Source organism: Symbiobacterium sp. (assembly GCF_040797425.1).
Lineage (GTDB): Bacteria > Bacillota > Sulfobacillia > Symbiobacteriales > Symbiobacteriaceae > Symbiobacterium.
Genome location: NZ_JBFNEH010000001.1, coordinates 110,988 through 133,276 on the forward strand (window position 1 = coordinate 110,988; position 22,289 = coordinate 133,276).

Genomic DNA, 22,289 nt, shown 5'->3' on the forward strand with positions numbered 1-22,289 from the left:
CCTTCTGCCCAGCTTCCCGACTACCCGAAAACCAGCCGCATCAGCCAGTCGAGCCCCAGGTCCCAGAGGTAGAGGAAACCCGCGACCGCTGCGACCATGGCCACCACGATACCGGTGGCCTTCACGACCCTCTCCCGGGTAGGCCAGACGACCCTCTTCAGTTCGCCGATCACTTCCATCAGGAACGTGCGGACGCCCGCAAAAAAGGCCTTAATACGTTCCATGACCTGACCACCCTCACTAGAAAGTGCCCAACACAAATAAAACCTGGCAGCGCGACCAGTGTAGAAGATTGTAACACGTGACTGTTGGGCTTGTAAAGGGACCGGGAGCAGATTGCGCGCCACCACGCTAACATCCTCACCCAACCGCGCCAGTTTTATGCGCGCCCGACGGAGCGGCCCGCGCACATCAGGCAAAAAGGCCGCATCCGGCGGGATGCGGCCTTTTTGCCTGGCAGGGGCGGCAGGACTTGAACCCGCAACCTACGGTTTTGGAGACCGTTGCTCTACCAATTGAGCTACGCCCCTGTAAGGGGCCGACAGCGCACAGGCGTCGGCACTTCCTGCTCGGGCTTAGCGGGTCTCGCGATGGAGGGTATGGTGCCCGCACGTCGGGCAGAACTTCTTCAGCTCAAGACGGCCCGAATCGTTCTTCTTATTCTTATAGGTAGAGTAGTTCCGGCTCTTGCAATCCGTGCACGCCATGGTGATGATAACCCGAGCGCTAGCCTTCGCCACGTTGACACCTCCATTCCGCGAGGCAGTAACCATGCCCATATAAGTTACCACGGTGCTGAACCGCTGTCAATAACTGCAGCGCAGCGCTCGCGGCCGGTCGCCAGCAAGACCGGAGAAGGCATGCCCTCTCCGGTCTCGCATTTCTTGGTTGCGGGGGAGGGATTTGAACCCTCGACCTCCGGGTTATGAGCCCGACGAGCTACCTGACTGCTCCACCCCGCGGTGTTCGCTTGCAGCACTACTGATTCTACCCCAGGTCCGCAGCCCGTGTCAACCCAACCGCCAGCCGCCAACACCGGCCAAACTTCACCGCCGCAGGGTTCAGTTGGAACGCGCAGAATGTGAACATAAAAATGAAGGATTCCATCACCGTGAAGAACTCCGTTGCGCCCTGGAGGACGGGAGGTGCTCGTCGTGCGGTTGCGCTGGCCACCCTCGTTCCGGAGCCGCATCCTGGCTGTCGCCTTCGTCTCCTCGCTGGTGCCCGCGGTGCTTCTGCTGGGAGGCAGCCTCTACCTGAACGCCCGCGTGCAGCAGCAGATGCAGCGGGAGGTCGACGAAGCGCTCACCCTGGCCATCAACCTGGAGCAGGCCCTCATCGACGCCAGCCTGACCCGCATGCGGGAGCGCGCCGTCGCCGTGGCCGCGCACCCGGAGGGGGGGGGGGGGGGGGGGGGGGGGGGGGGCCCCCGCCGCCCCGCGGGGGGGGCGGCCCGGGGGGGGGGCGCGCCCACGACCCGAGCCCCGTGCTGGACGCGTTCCAGCAGTCGCTTTCCGGCGCCGACCTGATCACGGTGGTCGGCCCGGACGCCCGGGTGGTTGCCCGCGCCGGTTCGCCGCAGCGGGGAGAAGCCCTGCGCTACGGCGGGCTGGTGGAGCAGGTGCTGGCCTCCGGTGCGCCGGTTGATTCCGCTGTGGTGATCACCGCAGCGGAGCTGGCGGGGGAACCGGCGCAGGTGCAGGCCCGGGTGCGCATGCCGATCCTGGAAACCCCGGGCTCCCGGGACCCCCGCACCGGCCAGGTCCTGGCCGACGCCCTGGCCCTGGTGGGTGCGGCCCCGGTGCGCGGCGCTGACGGGGCCGTGATCGGGGCGGTGCTGGTGAGCGACATCCTGAACAACGACCACGCCATCGTGGACGAGGTGCGGCAGCGGTCGCCCCAGGACCTTCCCGTCTACGCCTCCATCGCCCTGGACGGCATCCGCGTGACCACCACCGTCCCGGCGGTCGGCGGCCGGGACCGCGCCGTGGGCACCCTGTACTCCGACGCGGTGATGGAGCGCCTCCGGACCGGGCAGGAGTACCGGGGCCGCGCACTGGTGGGCGGGTGGCTGTGGCAGCGCACGATCTATCTTCCCTTACGCGACCCGTCCGGCCAGGTAATCGCGGCGCCCTTCGTCGGCATCTCGGAGGCGGCCTTTGCCGAGCTGGCCCGGTCTACCGCCCTCTCCACCGCCGTGGCGGCGGTCTGCGCCGTCCTGGCGGTCGCGGGGCCCCTGCTGGCCGCCCGCCGGCTGGCCGACGGGATGACCCAGCGCGCCGCCCGGGTCAGCGGCCTCTGCACGGCACTTCACAGCGTCGGTGACGAACTGGCCCGGGACCACGCACGGTCCGCGGCGGCCGTGAAGGCCGCCCTGGCCGCCGCGGAGGAAGCGGTGCAGGCGGCGGAGCGGCTGGCGGAGAGCGCGGGGCAGGCCGGCACCCGGATGCGCGCCCTCGAGGTGGACCTCGCTCGCATCAACGCGGGCACCGAGGAACAGACCCGTACGCTGCGCCACGCCTCCCGCATCGTCGCCCTGGTCGCCCAGGCGGTGCAGGAGTCGCGCGGCGCCTTCGACGCCGTGCTGGAGGGGCTGCGCACTGCAATGGCGGCGGCCCAGCAGGGGCGCCACGACGCCCTGCGGGCGACGTCCGCCCTCGAGATCGTGAGGCTCGAGGCAGATGCGGCGGACGCTGCGGAGCTCCTGGGCCGCCTCGACCGGCTGATCGGCGACCTGGAGCAGGCCCAGAAGGCGGTGGCCGATTGCGACGCCGCGCTGGCCGACATCGCCCGTCGCACGGAGGAGACCACCGACCGCGTCTGGGCGCTGGTGGCGGCGACGAATGAGAGCGGGGCGCGTTCGGGTGCCGTCAGCCAGCAGATGGCCGACCTGACCCGAATGGCCGAGGAGACCGCAGAGCGGCTCCGCGCCACCACAGACGCCACCCGTCAGGTCATCGGCGTCGCGGAGGCGCTGGCCGAGTCCATCGGCGACGGGGTCGCAAGGGTGCGGAAGACCGGAACGACCGTCACAGCCGTCGCAGACGCCGTCCAGCACTTCAGCGCCGCCTCCGCGCGCGTCCGCCAGCTGGCAGCCGCCCTGGAGGAGGCTGCGAGCCAGCTGACGCGCTGAGCCGCCCGGCTGAAGGGACATTCAAGGGGCTGTTCCCCACCGAGCTTCCCGCTCGGGGGAGCAGCCCCTTCCGCGTCGGTCCGCCCGTCGGCTCCGCCGCGCCCCGCATCCGGTGAGGCGCCGGACCCGGCCACGGTTCGAACTTGCCGACCGTGCTAGATCCACCCGTTCTTCGAGGCCACCATGGCAGCCTCGACCCGGTTCTTCACGCCCATCCGCCGCAGCGCGTCGGCGAGGTACCCCTTCACCGTCTTCTCGCTCAGGAACATCTGCTCGGCGATCTCCCGGTTGGTGTACCCCTGGGCCACCAACCGGATGATGGCGAGCTGCTGCCGGTTGAGGGGGATGCGCTGTTCCTCCTTGTCCGTCCCCGGCGACCGCATGTGCCGGATCAGGTGGCCCACGACCTTGGGGTCCATCGCCACCTCTCCGCGGGCGACCTGGCGGATCGACCGCTTGAGGTCCATGCCCTGCACGTCCTTCACCACATAGCCCTTCACGCCGGCGCGCACGGCGGCCAGCACCAGGTCGGCGTCGCTGAACGTGCTGAGCATCAGCACGGCCACCTCGGGCATCTCCTCCTGCAGCCGCCGGCAGACCTCGACCCCATCGATGTCGGGCAGGCGCGCGTCCAGCACGACCACGTCGGGCCTCAGCCTGCGGCAGAGGGCCAGGGCCTCGTGACCGCCGGCCGCCTCGCCGACCACCTCCATGTCCTCTTCCCGGGAGAGCAGCGACTTCAGCCCCTCCCGGAGCAACTCATGGTCATCGACGATCACGATGCGAATCGCCATGGCTGGTCACCCCCCTCAGCGGGATCACGGCCCGCACCAGCAATCCGCCCTCGTCGCCGGGCAGCAGGTGCAGCTCACCGCCCAGAGCGTTCACCCGCTCAAGCATTCCCCGTATCCCAAACCGTCCGGGTTTCTCAATATCTGCGCCTTTCGCTATTCCGACGCCATTGTCCTGCACGACCAGCGCCACCCGCTCGGGCTCGTACCGCAGCGCCACGATAATGGCGCTCCCCCGACTGTGCTTGCGGGCGTTGGTCAGCGCCTCCTGCCCCAGCTTGAAGAGCGCGTCCTCCACTTCCGGCGGCAACTCCCGGGGCGAGCCGGTGACGGTGAGCCGCGTGGTAAAGCCGTCGGCCTCCGCCGCCCGGAGCAGACGGCGCAGTCCGCCCTGGAGCCCGCCCTCCGTCAGTTCCGGCGCGCGCAGGGCGTAGATGGCCTCCCGCGTCTGCGCCGCGGCCTGGGCGGCCAGCGTTCTTAACTGCTCCAGCTCCGCCCGCATGGGATCATCAGGCGCGAGGTCGCTCATCAGCCAGTCCAGCTTCAGGGCCAGCAGGAAGTTGGTCTGCGCCGCCCGATCGTGCAGGTCCTGCGCGATCCGGTTCCGCTCGCTCAGCAGCAGATGCTTCTGCTGCGCGTCATCCAGTTCCCCTCGGAGTTCGGAGAGCCGCAGGGTCTGCATCCGGTGCCGCTCCAGCACCTCCCGGGCGCGGCGCTCCGCCCGCTCCGCCTTCTGCGCGAGGCGGGTGCGGGTTCGGGCCGTCTCCAGCAGCTTGCCGGCCACGACAGCCAGGACCTGCAACCCGTCCCTGTCGCCGGCCCCGCCGGCCACCAGCTCCAGGCCCGGCGCTAGGGGCAGTGCCACGTCCGGCGCCGGCTCCCGCTCACCGGGATGGCGCACGACCCAACCCGGCTCACCCGGGCGCCGCACCCCGGCGGACTCATAGCCCAGGTAGGTGATGGCTCGCACCAGCGCCGCCAGCACGTCCGCTTCCTGCCCCGTCGCGGGCAAAGCGGCCACCGCCGCCGCCAGCCGCTCCATCCCCATGCGCCCACCCCCTGCGCAGGCCAAAGCACTAGGCCACGTAAAGTGCATCGCTTACGAACGGGTCCCGAACAGCAAACCGAACTTCTCCGAACAGAGGGCTTCAATCCCATCCTGCGACTCGTTTCATATTCGATACAAAGAGTATAAGATTATCTCCGACACACCCTTGCTGCCCTTTCGCGGCGTGCCCGGGGCGGCACCAGGTCCGGCCGACGGGCATAAGCGGAGCACCCGGCACGGGGTCGGGCAGGCGGGCCGACAGCGAGTGCGTCCGCGGGCGCCACCGCGGCGGGACGCGCCTGCCGGTGCGGCGGCCACGCGGCCCCAGCCGTCCGGCGCATCCGCAGCCAGGCTCGCGCAGGCCCGCTGACCCGGCATTCACGTTGCGGGATACGTAAGGGCAGCTTTTATCCTCATTGTGTACATTGTGACAAACGGGTGGCAAGGAGGATCGAGGGATGAACCTGAACCGCCGTGCCTTCCTGAGACTCTCGGGCCTCTCCGCGGCCAGCGCCGCCGTGCTCCTGTTCAGCGAGGAACGGGAAGCGCTGGCCCGAGAGCTCAAGGAGTCCCGAATCGCCAGGGCCAGGGAGGTTCCCAGCGTCTGCCCGCACTGCTCGGTGGGCTGCGGCCTCATCGGCTACGTGCGGGAGGGACAGCTCCTCCAGGTGGAGGGCAACCCCGACAGCCCCGTCAGTGAGGGATCGCTCTGCCCCAAGGGCGCGGCCACGATGCAGTTCGCCTATGACGGCGTCGGCAGGCCCAACCCGCTCCGGCAGCTCACCGCCAAGATCCGCCGCCCCGGCTCCGACCGCTGGGAGGAGATCAGCATCGACGAGGCGCTCGACCGCATCGCCCAGCGCATCAAGGAGACGCGGGACGCGGGCTTCGTGGAGAAGAATGCCGACGGCCTGGTGGTCAACCGGACCGAGTCCATTGCCCACATCGGGTCGGCCTGTATCGACAACGAGGAGTGCTACCTCATCACCAAGCTGATGCGGGCCCTCGGCGTGGTCTACCTCGAGCACCACGCCCGTATATGACACTCCTCCACCGTGCCCGGTCTGGGCACTTCGTTCGGCCGCGGCGCCATGACCACGGCGCTGTGGGACATCCCCAACGCGGACGTTGTCGTCTTCATGGGCTCCAACGCGGCGGAGAACCACCCCATCTCGTTCAAGTGGTTCCTCCGGGCCAAGCAGAAGGGAGCCACCGTCATCTGCGTCGACCCCCGCTACAACCGCACCGCGTCCAAGGCCGACTGGTGGATCCCTTTCCGGTCGGGCACCGACACCGCTGTGCTGGGCGGGCTGATCAACTATGCCATCACCCACAACAAGTTCCACAGGGAGTACGTGGTGAAGTACACCAACGCCTCCCTGCTGGTCCACCCCGACTTCCGGTTCGACGACGGGCTCTTCTCCGGCTGGGACCCCGACGCCCGGAAGTACGACCAGTCCACCTGGGCCTTCCAGACCGGCCCTGACGGCAAGCCCCTCGCCGATCCGACGCTGGAGCACCCGCAGTGCGTCTTCCAGCACATCAAGCGGATCTACGCCGAGTACACCCCCGAGAAGGTCTCGGAGATCAGCGGCATCCCGGTGGACGACTTCATCAAGTTCGCCGAGACCGTCTGCTCCACGGGCGTTCCCGGCAAGGCCGCCGTCCTCGTCTACGCCATGGGCTGGACGCAGCACACCAAGGGCGTCCAGAATATCCGCACGGCCACCATCCTGCAGATGCTGCTAGGCAACATCGGCGTCGCCGGCGGCGGCATCGCGGCCCTGCGCGGCCACGCCAACGTCCAGGGCGCCACCGACCTGGCGGTGCTCTACCACGACCTGCCCGGGTATCTGGGCCAGCCCACCGAGAGCCACACGTCGCTCTCGGACTTCCTGGCCAAGACGACCACCCGGAACAGCTACTGGGAGAACAAGCCGAAGTTCCTGATCTCCCTGCTCAAGGCCTGGTGGGGCGAGCACGCCACGGCCGAGAACGACTACTGCTTCGACTTCCTGCCGAAGATGGCGGCGGGCGAGACCTACAGCCACTATGACATCTTCCAGTCCATCCTCGAAGGCCGCGTGAAGGGCCTCATCGTGGTGGGGCAGAACCCGGCGGTGGGCTCGGCCAATGCCCGCAAGGTGCAGGCCGCGCTGGCCAGGCTGGACTGGCTGGTGGTCTCCGACCTCTTCCTCAACGAGACCTCCGAATTCTGGAAACTGGAGGGCATGAACCCGGCCGAGATCCAGACCGAGGTGATCATGCTCCCCGCCGCCGGCCCGCTGGAGAAGGAGGGCTCCTTCACCAACACCCACCGGCTGATCCAGTGGAAGCACAAGATGATCGAGCCGATGGGCGAGTCCCACTCCGACGGCTGGTACATGGTGCAGATCGGCAAGCGGCTGAAGCAGCTCTACGCCGGCTCCACGGCGGCCAAGGACCTGCCCATCCAGCACCTGGTCTGGGACTACGACGACCCCAACAACCCGAACGAGTTCGACCACATCAAGGTCCTGAAGGAGATCAACGGCTACGAGGTCGCCACCGGCAAACCGGTCTCCGGCTTCGGGGCGCTGAAGGACGACGGCTCCACGGCCTGCGGCTGCTGGATCTACTCCGGCGTCTACCCCGAGGAGGGCGTGAACAAGGCCGACGCCCGCCTGCGGGCCGCCCCCAACCGGCCCGACGGCTGGACCGAGGCGAAGGCCGACGGCTCCGCCGACTATCTGCACCTGGGCTGGGGCTTCGCCTGGCCGGCCAACCGGCGGGTGATCTACAACCGGGCCTCCGCCGACCCCTCGGGCAAGCCCTGGTCGAAGGTCCCCCTGGTCTGGTGGGACGAGGCCGAGGGCAAGTGGACCGGCGTCGACGTGCCCGACATGCTGCCCGTGGCGCCCGGCCAGGTGCATGCGCTGGGCGTTCCCGGCGACACGCCCTTCATCATGAAGGCCTACGGGCTGGGCGGCATCTGGGGGCCGCTGCCCGACGGCCCGCTCCCCGTCCACTACGAGCCCAAGGAGTCGCCCACCCCGAACCTGCTCTACCGGAAGCAGGGCACTATCCCCACCATGAAGATCTATGACTCCGAGTTCGACGTGTGGGGCGACCCCGAGCGCTTCCCCTACGTGGCCACCACCTACCGGCTGACCGAGCACCTCACCTCCGGCGTGATGACGCGCACCCTGCCGTACCTGGCGGAGGCCTTCGCCCGCCATTTCTGCGAGATCCCGCGGGAGCTGGCGCAGGAGAAGGGCATCCGAAACGGCGACTGGGTCGAGGTCGAGAGCGCCCGGGGCAAGGTGCGGGTGCAGGCCATGGTCACAAACCGACTGCGGCCCCTCCGCGTCGGCGGCCGGCTCACCTACCTCATCGGCCTGCCGATCCACTGGGGCCCCAACTCGGGCCACGTGCAGGGCGACATCACCAACACGCTGACGCCGCAGGCGGTGGACGTGAACGTGCAGATCCAGGAGTCCAAGGTCTTCCTGGCCAACCTGCGCAAGGTTTCGGGAGGGGAGTAGTGGCACATGGGACGCGCGGCAACCTGGGAATCCTGGCGGCCTGATCCGACCAACCCCGCACAGCACGTGGCCATGCTGGTCGACACCTCGGAGTGCATCGGCTGCAAGGGGTGCGAGGTCGCCTGCAAGCAGTGGAACCAGAACGAGCCCCGCATCAGCCAGGAGGCGGGCACGTACCAGAGTCACCCGGATCTGGACGCCGAGACCTGGACGGTCATCAAGTTCATCGAGACCGAAGCGGAAAACGGCATGACCAAGTGGCTGATGCAGAAACACAACTGCATGCATTGCACCAACGCCGGCTGCGTCACCGCCTGCCCCACCGACGCCCTGCAGTACGGCGACTACGGCGTGGTCACGCTCAACCAGGACGCCTGCATCGGCTGCGGTTACTGCGAGGCGGCCTGCCCCTTCGACGCCATCCACGTGGACCGGACGGTCTGGGGGATGAAGGCCCAGAAGGCGGGCAAGTGCACGCTCTGCTTCGACCGCATTGCGAATGGGATGCAGCCGGCCTGCGTGGCCACCTGCCCCACCGACTGCATCAAGTTCGGCGACCGCGACGCCCTGATCGAGTGGGGGCGCCAGCGGGTGGAACAGCTCAAGGCGATGGGCTACCCGAACGCCAACCTCTACGGCGTGGACGAGATGGGCGGCCTCCACGAGCTCTACGTGCTACTGGAGCCGCCCGAGGCCTACGGCCTGCCGGTCGCCCCGAAGCTGTCGCCTGTTCTCGAACTCTGGAAGTACGGCCTGCAGCCCATCGGCAAGGCCGTGCTGGGGGTGGGCCTCTTCGGCCTGGTGATCAACTGGATTGCGGCACGCCGGGTGTTCAAGGGCGGCCTCTCGCCGCACGAGACCGGCGCGACGGCGCACGACTGAGGGGGGATTCACGTGGCACGCGCATCCGGCAGCATCAAGAAGTTCTCGCGGGTCCAGGTGGTCTTCCACTGGGTCTACGGCGGCTCGTGGATCATCCTCGCCCTCACCGGCCTCACGTTCCTCTGGCGGGGCGACCCCACCGAGCCCGCCGTGGGGCTCGGCCCCCTGCTCCAGGGCAGCGTCGGCCAGACGCTCCGGCTGGTCCATCGCATCGCGGCGATCGGGCTCATGACGTCGCCCTTGATCTGGTTCCTGGGTGACCCGAAGTCCGTCTGGCCGGACCTGAAGGAGCTCTTCTCGTTCGGGAAGAGAGACCTCAAATACATGCTGGTCGCCCCGCTCTACTACACCACCGGCCGGGGCCAGCTGCCGCCGCAGGGGAAGTTCAACGGCGGCCACAAGGTCAACTTCTACGTGGTGTTCACCACCTACTTCACCTTCATCGGCTCGGGCCTGGTGATGTGGCTCGGCCGGGGAACGGTCAGCGACGGGGCGTTCCACGTCGCCCAGCTGATCCACTCGCTCAGCTTCTTCCTGGGCTCCGGGCTCTTCCTGCTCCACGTGTACCTCACGGCGATCCACCCGTTCACCCGGCGCTCCCTCTCCTCCATGGTGAATGGCTGGATGGAGCTCCAGTACGCCAGGCTCGACCATTCCGAGTGGGTCGAGCGGGAGATTCGAAACGGCACGGCCCAGATCCGGGGTGTCGAGGGCGCCGCCGAAGCGCGCTGAGCGCCGCGGCGGTGCCTCACCCCACTGTGTGAGGCGGATTCCACGCCGTCCCCAGCGCCCGCTGGGGACGGCGCTGCTGAAGGAGGAAGTAGCTGATGCAGTCGCTGGAATTCCTCCGCGCGTGGCGCGAGCGGGCCCGGCGCTGGCAGGATGAGCTGCCGGCGCCCGAGCCGCTTCCCACCGCCGCGGAGGCAGAGGCCGCCCTCACCCGCGGCGAGCCGCTGATCCAACTCGTCGACCCGCCCATCGCCCCCGACCGGTTCGCCGCACTGCTGGCCGACCTGGCTTCCCTCTACGCCGAGAGCCGCCCCGAGGCGCGCCCCCTGGCGGAGGGGCTGGCTGCGGCCGCGCCCGGCGACCGGCGCTCGCTGGCGGAAACCCTGCTGAACGGCGGCGACTCTGCCTCCTGGGCGGCCCGCTACGGCGTGGAGGAGGACATGCTGCTCGCCCTGGGCGGGCTGGCACTCCAGCCCGTCATGGCCCGCTTCGCCCGGGCGCTGGAGCGCGTCGCCCCGCTCCACCTGTGGCGGCAGACCCGCTGCCCGGTCTGCGGCACCGCAGCGGACCTCTGCCGCATCGACCCCGATAACATCCGCCACCTCCACTGCCCGCAGTGCGACACCCAGTGGGAGCACCATCGGCTCACCTGCGCCGTCTGCGGCACTGACGACGTCCGGAAGGTGAGCATCCTCACCCTGGAGGGGATGGAGCCCTGGCGGGTGGAGGTGTGCGACCAGTGCGGGGGCTACATCAAGACGCTGGACCAGCGGCACGGCGGCCACCTGGCCATGCCGCGGGTCGACCTCTACCTGGAGGACGCGCGCACGCTGCAGCTGGACCTGCTGGCCGAGCAGGAGGGCTACCGGAGGGGAGGCCGCGCCCAGTGACCCACCTGATCACCGAGCCCTGCCCCGAGGGACGGGAGGATCTGGGCGCCTACCGGGCCCGAAGCGGCTACGCCGGGCTGGAACGGGTGCGCGCCGAGGGCGGCCGGTGGGCCCTGGAGCAGGTGGAGGCGGCAGGCCTGCGCGGCCGCGGCGGGAGCGGCTCAGGCTGCCCCCTCTGGGTGAAGTGGCGCCGCATGGTCCGGGCGGTGGTGACCGACCGCTACGTGGTGGCCAACGGCGCCGAGTCGCAGGCCGTGAGCCAGAAGGACCGGTACCTGCTCGCGCACTTCCCCCACCGGGTGCTGGAGGGGCTCCTCATCGCGGCGGAGGCGGTGGGGGCCAGGCAGGCCTTCCTCTATGTGCGGGGCGACTCCCCCGCAGCGCTGGACGGGTCCCGCGCCGCGGTGGCCGAGGCGGCGGAGGCCGGGCTGCTCGGCACCGTGACGGTGACCGTCCAGCCCTCCGCGCCGACAGCGGTCTCGGGCGAGGAGACGGCCCTGCTGGACGCCCTGGCAGGGCTGGAAGGCTACCCCCAGCCGAAGCCGCCCCGGCCCGAGGAGGCGGGCCTCAGGGGTTGCCCCACTCTCGTGCAGAACGTGGAGAGCCTCGCCCTGGTGGCGGCGCTCTTCCGGCAGGGCCCGGACCGGATCCGGGCGGTGGGCACGCGCACCTGCCCGGGCACCGCGCTCTTCACCGTCACCGGCGGCGTCTCCCGCCCCGGCGTCTACGAGGTCCCCTACGGAACGCTTCTCCGGGACCTGCTGCGCATCGCCGGCGCCCCGCCCTCGGACGACATCCTGGCCGTCCTCCCGGGCGGCCTCGGCTCCGGACCCCTGCGCCCGGACGAGCTGGACGTGCCGCTCACCTACGAGGACCTGGTCGCGCTGGGGACGACCATGGGCAACTCCGCCGTGGTGGTGTTCCGCCGGGCGGGCGGTTCGCTGCTCGAACTGGTGCGGGAAAACGTGGGCCTGCTGGCGCAGGCTTCCTGCGGCCAGTGCCAGGGGTGCAAGGAGGGCCACCTGGCCCTGGTGCGGGCCCTGCAGTGCGGCGACTTGCAGGAGGCCCGTGCCCGGGCCGAGGTGCTGCTCTACGGCCGGGGCAACTGTGACCTGCCCACCGGAACGGCGCAGTTCGTGCTGCGGGCGCTGCAGGAGTTCCCCGGCCCGGAGTGGCAAGCCTCGCGTGTGTGAAGCTCAAGGCCCCTGGAGGCAACCGCCCCCGGGGGTCTTTGCGCGCCGTGCGCCCGCCTGACGTCGGTTTGAACGGCTCGGTGGACTCCTGCGGCTTTTTACCCTGAAAACGGGCTCCACAAGGCGGCAGGTCGGCCGCAGTCCCGCTGGAGGCTCAGGCGGAACGGTCTCTGAGCAGAGGAGCGTGCCCGACAGTGGGAACCCCAAGTGACCTCGTGCTCGTCGGTCCCGCATTTGTTCAACTCAGTCATGGCACCGGCACTGCGGAACCGGCTCCTGGACAAGCTCCTGGCCATACCACTGTTCTCTGCGCTGGAACTAGTCCTACGGCCCGCATTTGGGATCATGATCCTCGTCATGGTCGTTTTCGCCCTTCTTCTCCGCGGCGTCCTTCTGTGCCATGGTGTGACCCGACTGGGCACCTGATTCTGGCCGGCCGGCACATCGGCGACCATGCGCCGACCGGACGTCTCCGCCCCCGGACCCGTCCGGGGGCGCCTGCTTTCCCCTTCCGACTCGCGTAGGATGGCCCCCTACTTCCCAAATCGTAAGCCAGGTACCGGAACCCATGGCGCTCAGTCAGCACGCGCCACTGCGTCCTTGTGTGTCTACCAGGTCTACGCGGTCCTGCGTTACGCTCAGGGTGAGGGAATAGCAGATTCGGGCGGCGGAATGGAGGGAGCATGATGCTGAGGAAAACACACCGCGAGTACTATCAGACCTACCGCAACAGCGACTGGCTGACGCGCCTCAACCTGGTTTACCTGGCCGTGGTGCCTGCTTTCCTGGTAGGCTCCCTCGTCTACTTGATCTGGGTGTTCCTTACCACTTGACGACAAGCGGAGGGCCAAGTCGGGGCCGTCTGCCGGCGTCCCGCATCCCAACAACACTGCAGCCCGGGCGGAAGCGCTCCGCTCGGGCTGTTTGTTTGCGCATCACCTACTGCCGATTCTGCCCCGACGTGTCCCCGCCAGTCTGATCGTTGCCGGTCTGGTTGCGGGCGCGGGCCTGATTCTGATTTCCGGTCTGGTTGGCGCCCTGGCCCCCGTCAATCATGGCGGCGGCACCAAGTCCGCCCGCCACGGCGCCGACGGCGGTCCCCAGCGGGCCGGCCGCGGAACCCAGCGTGGCGCCGACGATGGCACCACCAAGTCCGGCGGCACCCTCAGCCATCGTGGGACCGCCGGCACCCTGTGTGTTCGTTGCGGCGCCGTTCGCCGCGCCGGTCCGGTCCGTGGTGCGGTTGTTCCTCTGCTGGTCCTCTGCCATGTCTGTGCCCCTTTCGCAAGTAGGTCCGCCCTTACTATGCGTCCGGGGCCCTTGCCTTATGCGGACTTGCAGCCGTGCACGCGGGCGCGGCGAGGCGCGCCTCGGGCCGAACGGCTTCCGGCACTTGAACCAGCGCGGCCGGCGGACACAGGTGGGGCCGCGGATCAGGAGGGCCGAACCTCCACCGGGCCCTGCAGCAGTTCCGACAGCACCAGCGACGCGGCTCCTGCCACCAGGAACCGCTCTCCCAGCGCCGAGCGGCGGATCCGCACGTGCTCGCTCAGCACCGAGAAGGCGCGGGCCCGTCCGAGCTCCACGGCCCGGTCAAGAACCAGGTCACTGCGCTGCGCCAGCCGCCCGGCCAGCACGATCAGTTCGGGGTTGTAGAGGTTCACGATGTTGGCAATGGCGATGCCGAGGATCCGCCCGCACTCGTCCAGCAGGTCGGTGGCCAGTTCGTCGCCGGCCTCCGCCGCGGCCAGAAGCTCGGCCGAGCCGATCTCCTCCGCCTCGGCCAGCAGGCTGTGCACACCCCGCCGGATCATCTCCTGTGCCTTGCGGCCCAGGGCGAAGCCCGAAGCGATGGCCTCCAGGCAGCCGTAGTTGCCGCAGCTGCATCGGGGCCCATCCAGGTCGATGGTCATGTGCCCGATCTCGCCGGCCCCACCGATGCTGCCCCGGTAAAGACGGCCGCCCACTGTCATGCCCGCGCCGATGCCGTCGTCCACGATGATCAGCATCAGGTCCTGGACCGACTGGCCGACGCCGAACCAGACCTCGCCCAGCGCCGCGGCGTTGCCGTCCTTCTCCACGGTGACCGGCAGTCCCGTGGCCGACTCCAGCATCTGGCGCAGGGGCACGGACTGCCAGCCGTGGAGGTTGGGCGGGGTCAGCAGCACACCCTCATCGGGGTCCAGCGGCCCCGGCGCGGCAACTCCCAACCCCTCCACCAGCCCCGGCCGCACGCCGGCCTTCTTCACCACCTGGTCGGCGGCGGTTGCGATGCGCTCCACCACGGCCTCGGGCGGGTCGGTGGGCCGCATGGGCAGGTCCGCCCTCACCACCAGGTGGCCCGCCAGGTCGAAGAGACCCACCACCAGCTTCGCACTCTGGAGCTCGCAGCCGAGCACGTAGCGGGCCGTCGGGTTCAGCGTGAGCAACACCGGCTTACGCCCACCGCTGGAGGTGCCCAGCCCCACCTCCTGAACCAGGCCCTCGGCCATCAGGTCGGTCACCGCGTTCGTCACGGTAGTGAAGTTCAGCCCGGTGATCCGCTTCACGTCCGCCCGTGAGATCGGCCCCTTGCGCCGGATCAGGTCCAACACCAGGGAGCGGTTCAGCCGCCTGACCAGGTCGCTGTTGCCGGTCACGACATTCGATTTTGCCACGCGCCTCACCACCCACGCGCTACTTACGCCTCGCGCTTCTGCCCCCAGGGTACAACCGCCCGGGGCGGTGTCCGCTGGGGCGCTCCTTGCTTTGATACATGAAAGCACTGTTGGAACGACAGCGTCAAGCATGGCGGAACGCCAGCGACAGTGCAGGACTTGCCCCACCAAAAGAGAAGAACTTCGGAGATAATCTAAGCAGTAGACAAGCACCGACGACGTACCTTCCGGGGAAAGGAGGACGGCGCCATGGTCTGATCCCGGGAAAGCAACTCCGGCCCAGCCGTGAAAATCGTCGGCATGGTACTTTACATTATAAAGAAAATCCAGCGGATGGGCACGCGCGCCGGCCGCGTCGTGACGACGGTGCGCGCCTGCCTGGCCGGCCGGCGAACCCTGGGTCTCCCTCAACCGTTTGAGCAAGAAATCGACATCGAAGGCAGCAAGCGGTGATCATCATGAAGGAAATTTACATCGGTATCGACATCGGCACCGGCGGCGCCCGGGTCCTGGCCGTGGACGGGTCCGGCACGCTGGTCGCCCAGGCGGTGCAAGAGTATCCGCTCCTCACGCCGCGCCCCGGCTGGACCGAACAGAACCCCGAGGACTGGTGGACCGCCGCCGCCGCCTGCCTCCGCCGCGTCACGGCCGAGGTCGGCCCCGACCGGGTGCGGGGCGTGGGCCTCACGGGCCAGATGCACGGGTCGGTCTTCCTGGACGACCGGGGACAGGTGATCCGCCCGGCCCTGCTGTGGAACGACCAGCGCACCCAGGCGGAGTGTGACGAGATCGTCGCGCGGGTAGGCGCCGACCGCCTCCTGGCACTGGCGGGGAACCGGGCGCTGACGGGCTTCACGGCACCAAAGGTCCTCTGGCTCCGCAAACACGAGCCCGAGGCTTACGCCCGCGTGCGCCACCTGCTGCTCCCAAAGGACTACCTGCGCTACCGGCTTACCGGCGAGTACGCCACCGACGTTTCCGACGCCTCCGGCACGCTGCTTCTGGACGTGGCGGCCCGCCGCTGGAGCGAGCCCATCCTGGCGGCCCTGGAGATCGACCCCGGCATCCTGCCCCGCCTGGCCGAGGGGCCTGAGGTCACGGGCTACGTCACCCCGGCGGCCGCGGCGGAGACCGGCCTCCCCGCCGGCATTCCCGTGGTGGGCGGCGGCGGCGATCAGGCGGCCAACGCGGTGGGCGTGGGCCTCGTCTCCGAAGGCGCAGCCTCCCTGGCCCTGGGCACCTCCGGGGTGGTGTTCGCCGCCACCCGCCAGCCCGGCCACGTGCGGACCGGCTACAGCGTGGGAGCCAGCCGGAGGGACGGCGCCGCGACCTGCGCCGCCGGCGCGGGGAGCCCCGACCCGGCCCAGGTCGTCGCACCCCCGGGGCTTCCGCAGGACTCGCTTTCTACCGTGCACTCCTTCTGCCATGCCGTTCCCGGCATGTGGCACGTGATGGGCGTGATGCTCTCCTCCGGCGGCTCGCTCAGCTGGCTGCGGGATTCGCTCTACGCCCGGGACGCGGCGGAGGATCGCCAGGCCGGGCGGGAGCCCTACGACCGCATCACCGGTGAGGCAGCCACCGTCCCCGCCGGCGCCGAGGGGCTCCTTTTCCTGCCCTACCTCACCGGCGAGCGCGTGCCGCACCCCGATCCGAGCGCCCGGGGCGCCTTCATCGGCATCGGCCTGCAGCACACCCGGGCGCACTTCGCCCGTGCGGTCATGGAGGGCATAGCCTTCGGCCTTCGGGACAACCTGGACCTCATCCGGGCCCTCGGGGTGAACGTGACGGAGTTGCGCATCACCGGCGGCGGGTCCCGTTCGCCGCTCTGGCGCACCATCCTGGCCGCCGCGCTGGGCGTGCCGCTCCGGCGGATGGCCGTTGACGAGGGGCCGGCCTTCGGCGCCGCCATCCTGGCTGCGACGGGCACCGGCGCCTACCCGGACGTGGCCGCGGCCTGCGCCGCCATGGTCCGCACCGGAGATGCCGTCCCCGTCGACCCGGAGCTGGCGGCCCGGTACGCCGCCCTGCTGCCGCTCTTCCGGCAGGCCTACATGCAGCTGAAGCCGACGTTTCCGCAGCTGATCTCGTAGTTCCGCAATTGGTCGCGTGATTTCGCAGCCAAGCTCGTAGTCTTGGGGGTGATCGGTGTGGGTCCCACACACCGGCAGTTGACCACCGACGTCCTCGTCTGCGGCGGCTCCTTCGCGGGCGTCGCGGCCGCCCTGGCCGCGGCCCGGGCCGGCCGCCGGGTGCTGCTGCTGGAGCGGCGCACCTACCTGGGGGCCGAGGTGTCGGCTTACCTGCGCCCGTGGCTCACCCCGTCCCAACTGGACGTGCTCTGCTCCCTGCTGGGGCCGACGCTTTCCGCAGCCGCCGGCCCCCTCCAGGAGCCTGGGCCAGCGCTTGCCGCAGCCGCCGTTCCCCTGCAGGAGCCTGGGCCGGTTCAGGCCGAACTGCCGCTCATTCCCGACCGGCTCAAGACCGCCCTGGAGGACGTGCTCCTGGAGGCCGGCGTGACCCTGCTCTACGCCGTCCGCCCCGTGGGCATCCGCACCGGCCGGCCGCTGCAGGTGGAGGCGGTGGGCAAGGCGGGCCGCATGACGATCGCCGCCGGCGCGGTGATCGACGCGACGGAGCAGGCGGTGCTCGCCCGGCTCTGCTGCCCGGCGTCAGCCCGGACCGCACAGGCCGGGGCCCGGCTCTGGCGGACCCTCGAACTCACCGGGGTGGACACCGCGGGTGCCCGGCCGGCGGGCGACCCGAGGGCGGGCGGCGTGTCCATTCCTGAGAAGCTCACGCCCGCCTGGCGGCTGCACGCGGGGTACGCCCGCGACCTCGGCCACGTGCTCCTGGAGTACGCCATGGACGTCCCGGCCGCAGGCGAGCCCGGCTGGCAGCAGGACGCGGAGCAGCGCGCCCGGTGGATCGGGGCCGACCTGTGCCGCTGGATGCGGGAAAATCACCCGGCCTTCTCCGGCATGCGGCTGGCATCCACCAGCCACGAACTGGCGGTGCCGCCCCTCTGGCGGGTCGAACCCGACCCCGGGCAGCGGCTGTTCGTGGCCTCGGCCTGCACCGACCTGCCCGACGACGAGGCGGCGCGCCTCTACCTCGACCCCGCGGCCCTGACTCGGCTGGGTCTGTCAGTGGGCACACAGGTCGCAGACTTGGCAACCTCGCCAGGGCCTGCCCTGTCGGCCGCTCGGTCGGCTGCCGCCACCCCATCCGCCGGTGTCACCCCGCCCGCTGTCGCTGCCCCCTCCGCTGTCCTCGCCCCGCCCCGTGTCGCCTCCCCGGCCACTGTCGTCGCCGCGTCCGCCGACGCCACCGCGGCCGCTGTCGCTACTCCGTCCGCCGGCCCCACTTCGTCTGCCACGGCCGTTCCTTGCGCCGCCACCACGCCGCCGCCGTCCCATGACCGGCCGGCGGAAGCGCCGCTGCGCACCCTGCCGGTGATCCGGCGCACGGTCGATGTGCTGGTGATTGGGGGCGGCACCAGCGGCGCCGCGGCGGCCGTCGGCGCGGCCCGGCACGGCGCCGTTACCCTGGTGGCCGACATGAACCCGGCTCCGGGCGGAACGGGGACGCTGGGCGGCGTCGACTCCTACTGGTTCGGCCGTAGGACAGGCTTCAACCAGGAGGTCTCCGCCCGTGTAGCCGAGCAGCACGACCAAACGGGCTGCCAGGGCAACAAGTGGAACACCGAGGCCAAGGCGCTGGCCTGGCTCGACCTGCTGCGCGGCGCCGGGGCTGAACTCCTGCTCAACACCGTGCTGATGGACGTACTGGCCGACCGCCAGCCCGGCCCCCGCCGGGTCACCGGCGCGCGGCTGGCGGCACCCGACTGCCTGGTGGAGGTGACGGCCAGGGTGACGGTGGACGCCACGGGCGACGGCGATGCCGCCGTGCTCGCCGGCGCCGAAGCCGTCTACGGCTCCGACCGGGAGGGGGCGACGATGTGGTACTCGCTGGCGCCCCAGCCCCGGCCCGGCGTCTTCCAAAACAACTTCACCAGCGCCGTGGACGTGGGGGACCCCTTCGACTACACCCGTGCAATCCTGTCGGGCCGCCGCCGGATGCCCGGCCACGACCACGGCCCCTACGTGGCGCCCCGGGAGAGCCGCCACGTGCTGGGCGACGTCCGCCTCACCCTCACCGACTTCCTCACGCTGCGCCGCTGGCCAGACGTGATCAGCCTGCACTTCAGCAACCACGACATCAAAGGGCACAACACCTCGGACTGGCTGCGGCTCGGGCTCCTCCCACCCAACCTCGAGATCGAGATTCCGTACCGGGCCCTGCTCCCGGTCGGCGTGGAGGGGCTGCTGGTGACGGGCAAGGCCATCTCCGCCACCCACGACGCGCTGCCGCCCATCCGCATGCAGGCAGACCTGGAGAACCTGGGTTACGCCACCGGCACAGCGGCCGCCCGGGCCGCCCGGTCGGGGGTGGCGCTCCGGGCGCTGCCGGTCCACGAACTGCAGGCCACGCTGGTGGCCGAGGGCCTGCTCCCCGCCAGCCTCGCGGCGCGGGAACTGGAGGCCGACCGCCCGCCCACGACGGAGGAGATGCAGGGCTGGATCGACAGCCTGAACGACGCCGAGCCGCTCTTCCTGTACGGCGAGATGGAGATGGACGAAGTCCGCCGCACGCCGATCCCCTTCGTGCAGATCTGCACCGCCGGCCCGGCCGTCGTGCCGCTGCTCCGGGCGGCCCTGGAGCGGCCTGACCATCCCGGGCGCCTGCACATCGCCCGGGCCCTGGCCTGGTACGGCGACCAAGCAGCCACCCCCGTGCTGCTGGAGGCCATCGCGCCGCACCTCGCCGGAGACGTACTGCCCCCGCGGACGGTGCACATCCGCTACACCCAGGCGTCGCCGGACCACGGGGCCATGCCCGAGCTCGCCTACCTGCTCCACGCCCTGGCGATGGTGCGCGACCGGCGGGCAATCCCCGTGCTGATGCGGGTGGTGGAGCGCATCCACCCCACCGAGGAGCGGTTCCGGGACCCGATGAGCGGCGTTTTCCACTACGTGGACGCCGCCTGCGACATCGCCGAGCGCCTCGGCGACCCCCAGTGCGTTCCTGCCCTGCGGCGGCTGCACCAGGAGCCGCTCTTCCACAACCGGGTCACCACGGCGCCGGTCACGCCTGACTTCTTCGCCGAGCGGGCGGCTTTCCTGGAGCTGACCATCTGCCGGGCGCTGGCCCGCTGCGGCGCCCCGGAGGGGCTGGAGGTGCTGGTCCAGTACCTGTGCGACTCCCGCCGGCCGCTGGTCCGCCACGCCCACCAGGAGCTGGTACGTCTCTCGGGGCGTGCGCTGCCGCCCGACCCGGATGTGTGGCGGGGCTGGCTGGCGCTGGTGCGGCACTGGCGGCCGAGACCGTGGTGCCCTCCCCGCGGATAACCTTGGCATCCTCGAAGCCCGCTGCGCCGTGACAGCGGGCTTCTCGCGTCAGATGGCCTTGCGCTGCCCCCTGCTGGCCGCTTTCCGGTACCGCTCCGCCACTTGTTCGAGGAACAGGACGATATGCCACCGATCCTCCAGGTCTTCCTTGAACTTGAGGCGATGACCAAGCGCCCCCCGGATCCCCTCGCAACTTAGCTCTTTCGCCCATATGGATACCACTTCAAAGCCCAGCTCCTGGCACAGACCGCGCTTGAGCAAGTCCCGTCTTCTCTGGGCGTGGAACTCCTCCACGCTGGGGTAGAGTTCGGTCGGTCCCGCGTGCTGGTTCCCCTGGAATTCGATGGCAATCTTCTCGTCCGGCAACAACAAGTCGCAGTGCATGCGACCCCCGGTGTCGATATTGGCAAGGCCGGTCAGCTCGACGTTCTCCAGGACTGTCACGCCGGGGCACATCTCCCGGATGAGGTGCGCGAGGATGAACTGGCCCAGGGAGTAGCCGGGAGTGTTCTTGGCTGCCTGCAGCCCCCGCTCCAACTCCCGCAACTCCTGCGCCCGCTTGATGGCATGTGGATTCGCACCGCGACAGGTGTAGACCACGCGCGGGCCCTGCCGCTGCGGGCCCCCGATGAGCCACCGGCACGCGATCAGCTGGCGAATGTGCTTGCTCAGGGTGTCCTGGCTGTAGCTGGTCATCCTCGCCAGGTCCTTGAATTCGAACCGCCCACCCAGCCGAAAGATGACCCCCCACGTCCAACAGGCTCCTCGGGGGAGGCAGCTGTCAAACAACAGGTCAGAGGGCAGAATGAGGCGGGGGCCGTTCTCCAAGCCGAGAGGCTGGCAGCGCACAACCCGAAGGCTCATCCGCTCGTAAAGCAGCCAGCCCGCTTTAGACAAGACGTCCAGGTACTTGTGGAGGCTGGGGAGACTGATGCCCACTTTCGTGCAGAGCTCCTTGAACGTGAACTCACTCCGCACGTGCATGAGTGCGACTACGAAGCACCAGAGCAGCTTCGCTCCCTCAGGGATCGTCCGGTCGGCCCACAATCGATCTGGAACGCAAATGAGCCGCAAGCGCACACGCATCACCAGGAGGAAATATTATCCATCACTGGATGCTTCTCCTTCTCGGTGGCCGATCGTTTTTCACTTCCGGGCCGCAGCCAAATCGAAATCCGTCGGCTCCCGCCGCCGGTCCGACACGCCCGCGCCGCCCCACACCCCCGCAACGAGGCCCTCACCCCCGCTCACTGCACTGTTCACCAGGCCCGGAGCCGCTGCAAGACCCAACCCACCCCGCCACCAAGCCCCAGGGCGACCCACCCCCCCCGCCCATCAAGCCCCTACGAGAGCCACCCCGCCCCTCCTCGCCCCCCCGCACACCGCGGCGCCCGATCGTTTTTCACTTCCGCTCCCCAGCCAAGTCGAAATCCATCGGCTCCCGCCGCCGATCGGACACGCCAACGCTGCCCCATACCCCCGCAGCAAGGCCTTCGCCCACGCTCACTGCACTGTTCACCAAGCCCCGCACGAGCCAACCTACCCCGCCCCCAAGCCTCAGTGAGACCAGCCTGTCCAGCCCCCCAAGCCCCCGTGAGGCCAACCCCCCCGCCCACCAAAGCCTCAACGAGAGCCAAACCACCCCCTCCTCGCCCTCGACCCCCGCGGCAGCCGATCGTTTTGCACTTCCGCCCCGCAACTCAAGTCGAAATCCTTCCGATCCCAGCATCTCACTACCGCTCCGGCATCAAAACACAGCTTCAGATCTTGCCCGGCACCAGGGCGGCCCCACGATGCATCGAGTAGACCGTAGGGTCGCCCCACGGCCTCTCGCAACACCGGACATGCTGGTCACGCATCCGGCGTTTCGTCAAGCACTCCGAGTCGATTCGTAGCTGTCCTTCAGGCTTTTCAGCCCTTGGGTCTGCCAGTAGGCAAGTCCGAGGGCTTTGACAAGTCAGCACCCATGCTGGGCGCACGTAGAGCAGAACGCCGCTGACCTGAGGTCGGCGGCGTTCGGCTTGACCCCGGCAC

General features: G+C 69.7%; 18 protein-coding genes and 2 tRNA genes. 11 read left to right on the forward strand and 9 right to left on the reverse strand.

The genetic code is table 11. The annotated features are described in order from the left end of the window. Positions 1-20 precede the first annotated feature (20 nt). The 4 genes from secE to AB2385_RS00695 all read right to left on the reverse strand — a co-directional run bounded on the left by secE (position 21) and on the right by AB2385_RS00695 (position 962). Positions 21-224, reverse strand: coding sequence for a preprotein translocase subunit SecE (secE, locus tag AB2385_RS00680; protein ID WP_367652975.1), 204 nt, complete (start codon positions 222-224; stop codon positions 21-23). A 230-nt stretch (positions 225-454) separates the two neighbouring features. Beyond that, positions 455-530 (reverse strand) — tRNA-Trp (locus AB2385_RS00685). Between the two features lie 45 nt (positions 531-575). Then, the gene (rpmG, locus tag AB2385_RS00690; RefSeq protein WP_367652976.1) at positions 576-740 is read right to left on the reverse strand and encodes a 50S ribosomal protein L33; all 165 of its coding nucleotides are present in this window, start codon (positions 738-740) and stop codon (positions 576-578) included. A gap of 145 nt (positions 741-885) precedes the next feature. After that, positions 886-962: transfer RNA gene (locus tag AB2385_RS00695), tRNA-Met, on the reverse strand. 192 nt (positions 963-1,154) lie between these two features. On the opposite strand from AB2385_RS00695, the gene AB2385_RS00700 reads away from it, so the two are divergent. Next, entirely contained in the window at positions 1,155-1,529 is a 375-nt protein-coding gene (locus AB2385_RS00700; protein WP_367652977.1) for a hypothetical protein, read from the forward strand. Continuing rightward, a complete protein-coding gene (locus AB2385_RS00705; RefSeq protein ID WP_367652978.1) occupies positions 1,487-3,133 on the forward strand; it encodes a cache domain-containing protein in 1,647 nt (548 codons plus the stop codon). The genes AB2385_RS00700 and AB2385_RS00705 overlap by 43 nt, the downstream gene beginning before the upstream one ends. A 155-nt stretch (positions 3,134-3,288) precedes the next feature. Here the strand turns inward: AB2385_RS00705 and AB2385_RS00710 are convergent, their stop codons facing one another. Together AB2385_RS00710 and AB2385_RS00715 are read right to left on the reverse strand one after the other, a co-directional pair. Next, the gene (locus tag AB2385_RS00710; RefSeq protein ID WP_367652979.1) at positions 3,289-3,927 is read right to left on the reverse strand and encodes a response regulator; all 639 of its coding nucleotides are present in this window, start codon (positions 3,925-3,927) and stop codon (positions 3,289-3,291) included. Further along, entirely contained in the window at positions 3,899-4,972 is a 1,074-nt protein-coding gene (locus AB2385_RS00715; RefSeq protein ID WP_367652980.1) for a sensor histidine kinase, read from the reverse strand. The genes AB2385_RS00710 and AB2385_RS00715 overlap by 29 nt, the downstream gene beginning before the upstream one ends. Before the next feature lie 458 nt (positions 4,973-5,430). Here AB2385_RS00715 and AB2385_RS00720 point away from each other — a divergent pair, with 458 nt between their 5' ends. From AB2385_RS00720 to AB2385_RS00750, 7 genes are all read left to right on the forward strand, one after another. Continuing rightward, entirely contained in the window at positions 5,431-6,015 is a 585-nt protein-coding gene (locus tag AB2385_RS00720; RefSeq protein WP_367652981.1) for a hypothetical protein, read from the forward strand. 12 nt (positions 6,016-6,027) lie between these two features. Then, positions 6,028-8,496: a formate dehydrogenase-N subunit alpha gene (fdnG, locus tag AB2385_RS00725; RefSeq protein WP_367652983.1), complete on the forward strand. Its 2,469-nt coding sequence runs from the start codon at positions 6,028-6,030 to the stop codon at positions 8,494-8,496. Positions 8,497-8,502: 6 nt separating this feature from the next. Continuing rightward, entirely contained in the window at positions 8,503-9,378 is an 876-nt protein-coding gene (locus AB2385_RS00730; RefSeq protein WP_367652984.1) for a 4Fe-4S dicluster domain-containing protein, read from the forward strand. A 12-nt stretch (positions 9,379-9,390) separates the two neighbouring features. Further along, positions 9,391-10,110 carry a formate dehydrogenase subunit gamma gene (locus tag AB2385_RS00735; protein ID WP_367652985.1) on the forward strand — a complete coding sequence of 240 codons (720 nt, stop codon included), beginning with the start codon at positions 9,391-9,393 and terminating at the stop codon, positions 10,108-10,110. A gap of 95 nt (positions 10,111-10,205) precedes the next feature. Continuing rightward, complete coding sequence (locus AB2385_RS00740) at positions 10,206-10,997, forward strand: formate dehydrogenase accessory protein FdhE (protein ID WP_367652986.1); 792 nt, start codon at positions 10,206-10,208, stop codon at positions 10,995-10,997. Then, on the forward strand, positions 10,994-12,190 hold the full coding sequence (locus AB2385_RS00745; protein ID WP_367652987.1) for an SLBB domain-containing protein: 1,197 nt from the start codon (positions 10,994-10,996) through the stop codon (positions 12,188-12,190). Before AB2385_RS00740 ends, AB2385_RS00745 begins: the two co-directional genes overlap by 4 nt. A gap of 686 nt (positions 12,191-12,876) precedes the next feature. Continuing rightward, positions 12,877-13,023 (forward strand): hypothetical protein, encoded by a 147-nt coding sequence (locus AB2385_RS00750; RefSeq protein WP_367652988.1) that lies wholly within the window; start codon positions 12,877-12,879, stop codon positions 13,021-13,023. A gap of 106 nt (positions 13,024-13,129) precedes the next feature. Here the strand turns inward: AB2385_RS00750 and AB2385_RS00755 are convergent, their stop codons facing one another. Together AB2385_RS00755 and AB2385_RS00760 are read right to left on the reverse strand one after the other, a co-directional pair. Beyond that, positions 13,130-13,459: a hypothetical protein gene (locus AB2385_RS00755; RefSeq protein ID WP_367652989.1), complete on the reverse strand. Its 330-nt coding sequence runs from the start codon at positions 13,457-13,459 to the stop codon at positions 13,130-13,132. Between the two features lie 164 nt (positions 13,460-13,623). Further along, the gene (locus tag AB2385_RS00760; RefSeq protein ID WP_367652990.1) at positions 13,624-14,847 is read right to left on the reverse strand and encodes an ROK family protein; all 1,224 of its coding nucleotides are present in this window, start codon (positions 14,845-14,847) and stop codon (positions 13,624-13,626) included. A 458-nt stretch (positions 14,848-15,305) separates the two neighbouring features. On the opposite strand from AB2385_RS00760, the gene AB2385_RS00765 reads away from it, so the two are divergent. Then, on the forward strand, positions 15,306-16,937 hold the full coding sequence (locus AB2385_RS00765; RefSeq protein WP_367652997.1) for a xylulokinase: 1,632 nt from the start codon (positions 15,306-15,308) through the stop codon (positions 16,935-16,937). 57 nt (positions 16,938-16,994) lie between these two features. Continuing rightward, complete coding sequence (locus tag AB2385_RS00770) at positions 16,995-20,255, forward strand: FAD-dependent oxidoreductase (RefSeq protein WP_367652991.1); 3,261 nt, start codon at positions 16,995-16,997, stop codon at positions 20,253-20,255. A 48-nt stretch (positions 20,256-20,303) separates the two neighbouring features. On the opposite strand, the gene AB2385_RS00775 is transcribed toward AB2385_RS00770, so the two are convergent. Further along, a complete protein-coding gene (locus tag AB2385_RS00775; protein WP_367652992.1) occupies positions 20,304-20,951 on the reverse strand; it encodes a hypothetical protein in 648 nt (215 codons plus the stop codon). Positions 20,952-22,289 lie beyond the last annotated feature (1,338 nt).

Excerpts from the sequence above, each read along its gene's own strand:
- secE (WP_367652975.1), bottom strand. The coding sequence starts at position 224 with ATGGAACGTATTAAGGCCTTTTTTGCGGGCGTCCGCACGTTCCTGATG.
- AB2385_RS00710 (WP_367652979.1), bottom strand. The coding sequence starts at position 3,927 with ATGGCGATTCGCATCGTGATCGTCGATGACCATGAGTTGCTCCGGGAG.
- AB2385_RS00715 (WP_367652980.1), bottom strand. The coding sequence starts at position 4,972 with ATGGGGATGGAGCGGCTGGCGGCGGCGGTGGCCGCTTTGCCCGCGACG.
- AB2385_RS00720 (WP_367652981.1), top strand. The coding sequence starts at position 5,431 with ATGAACCTGAACCGCCGTGCCTTCCTGAGACTCTCGGGCCTCTCCGCG.
- AB2385_RS00730 (WP_367652984.1), top strand. The coding sequence starts at position 8,503 with ATGGGACGCGCGGCAACCTGGGAATCCTGGCGGCCTGATCCGACCAAC.
- AB2385_RS00740 (WP_367652986.1), top strand. The coding sequence starts at position 10,206 with ATGCAGTCGCTGGAATTCCTCCGCGCGTGGCGCGAGCGGGCCCGGCGC.
- AB2385_RS00750 (WP_367652988.1), top strand. The coding sequence starts at position 12,877 with ATGCTGAGGAAAACACACCGCGAGTACTATCAGACCTACCGCAACAGC.
- AB2385_RS00755 (WP_367652989.1), bottom strand. The coding sequence starts at position 13,459 with ATGGCAGAGGACCAGCAGAGGAACAACCGCACCACGGACCGGACCGGC.
- AB2385_RS00765 (WP_367652997.1), top strand. The coding sequence starts at position 15,306 with ATGAAGGAAATTTACATCGGTATCGACATCGGCACCGGCGGCGCCCGG.
- AB2385_RS00775 (WP_367652992.1), bottom strand. The coding sequence starts at position 20,951 with ATGACCAGCTACAGCCAGGACACCCTGAGCAAGCACATTCGCCAGCTG.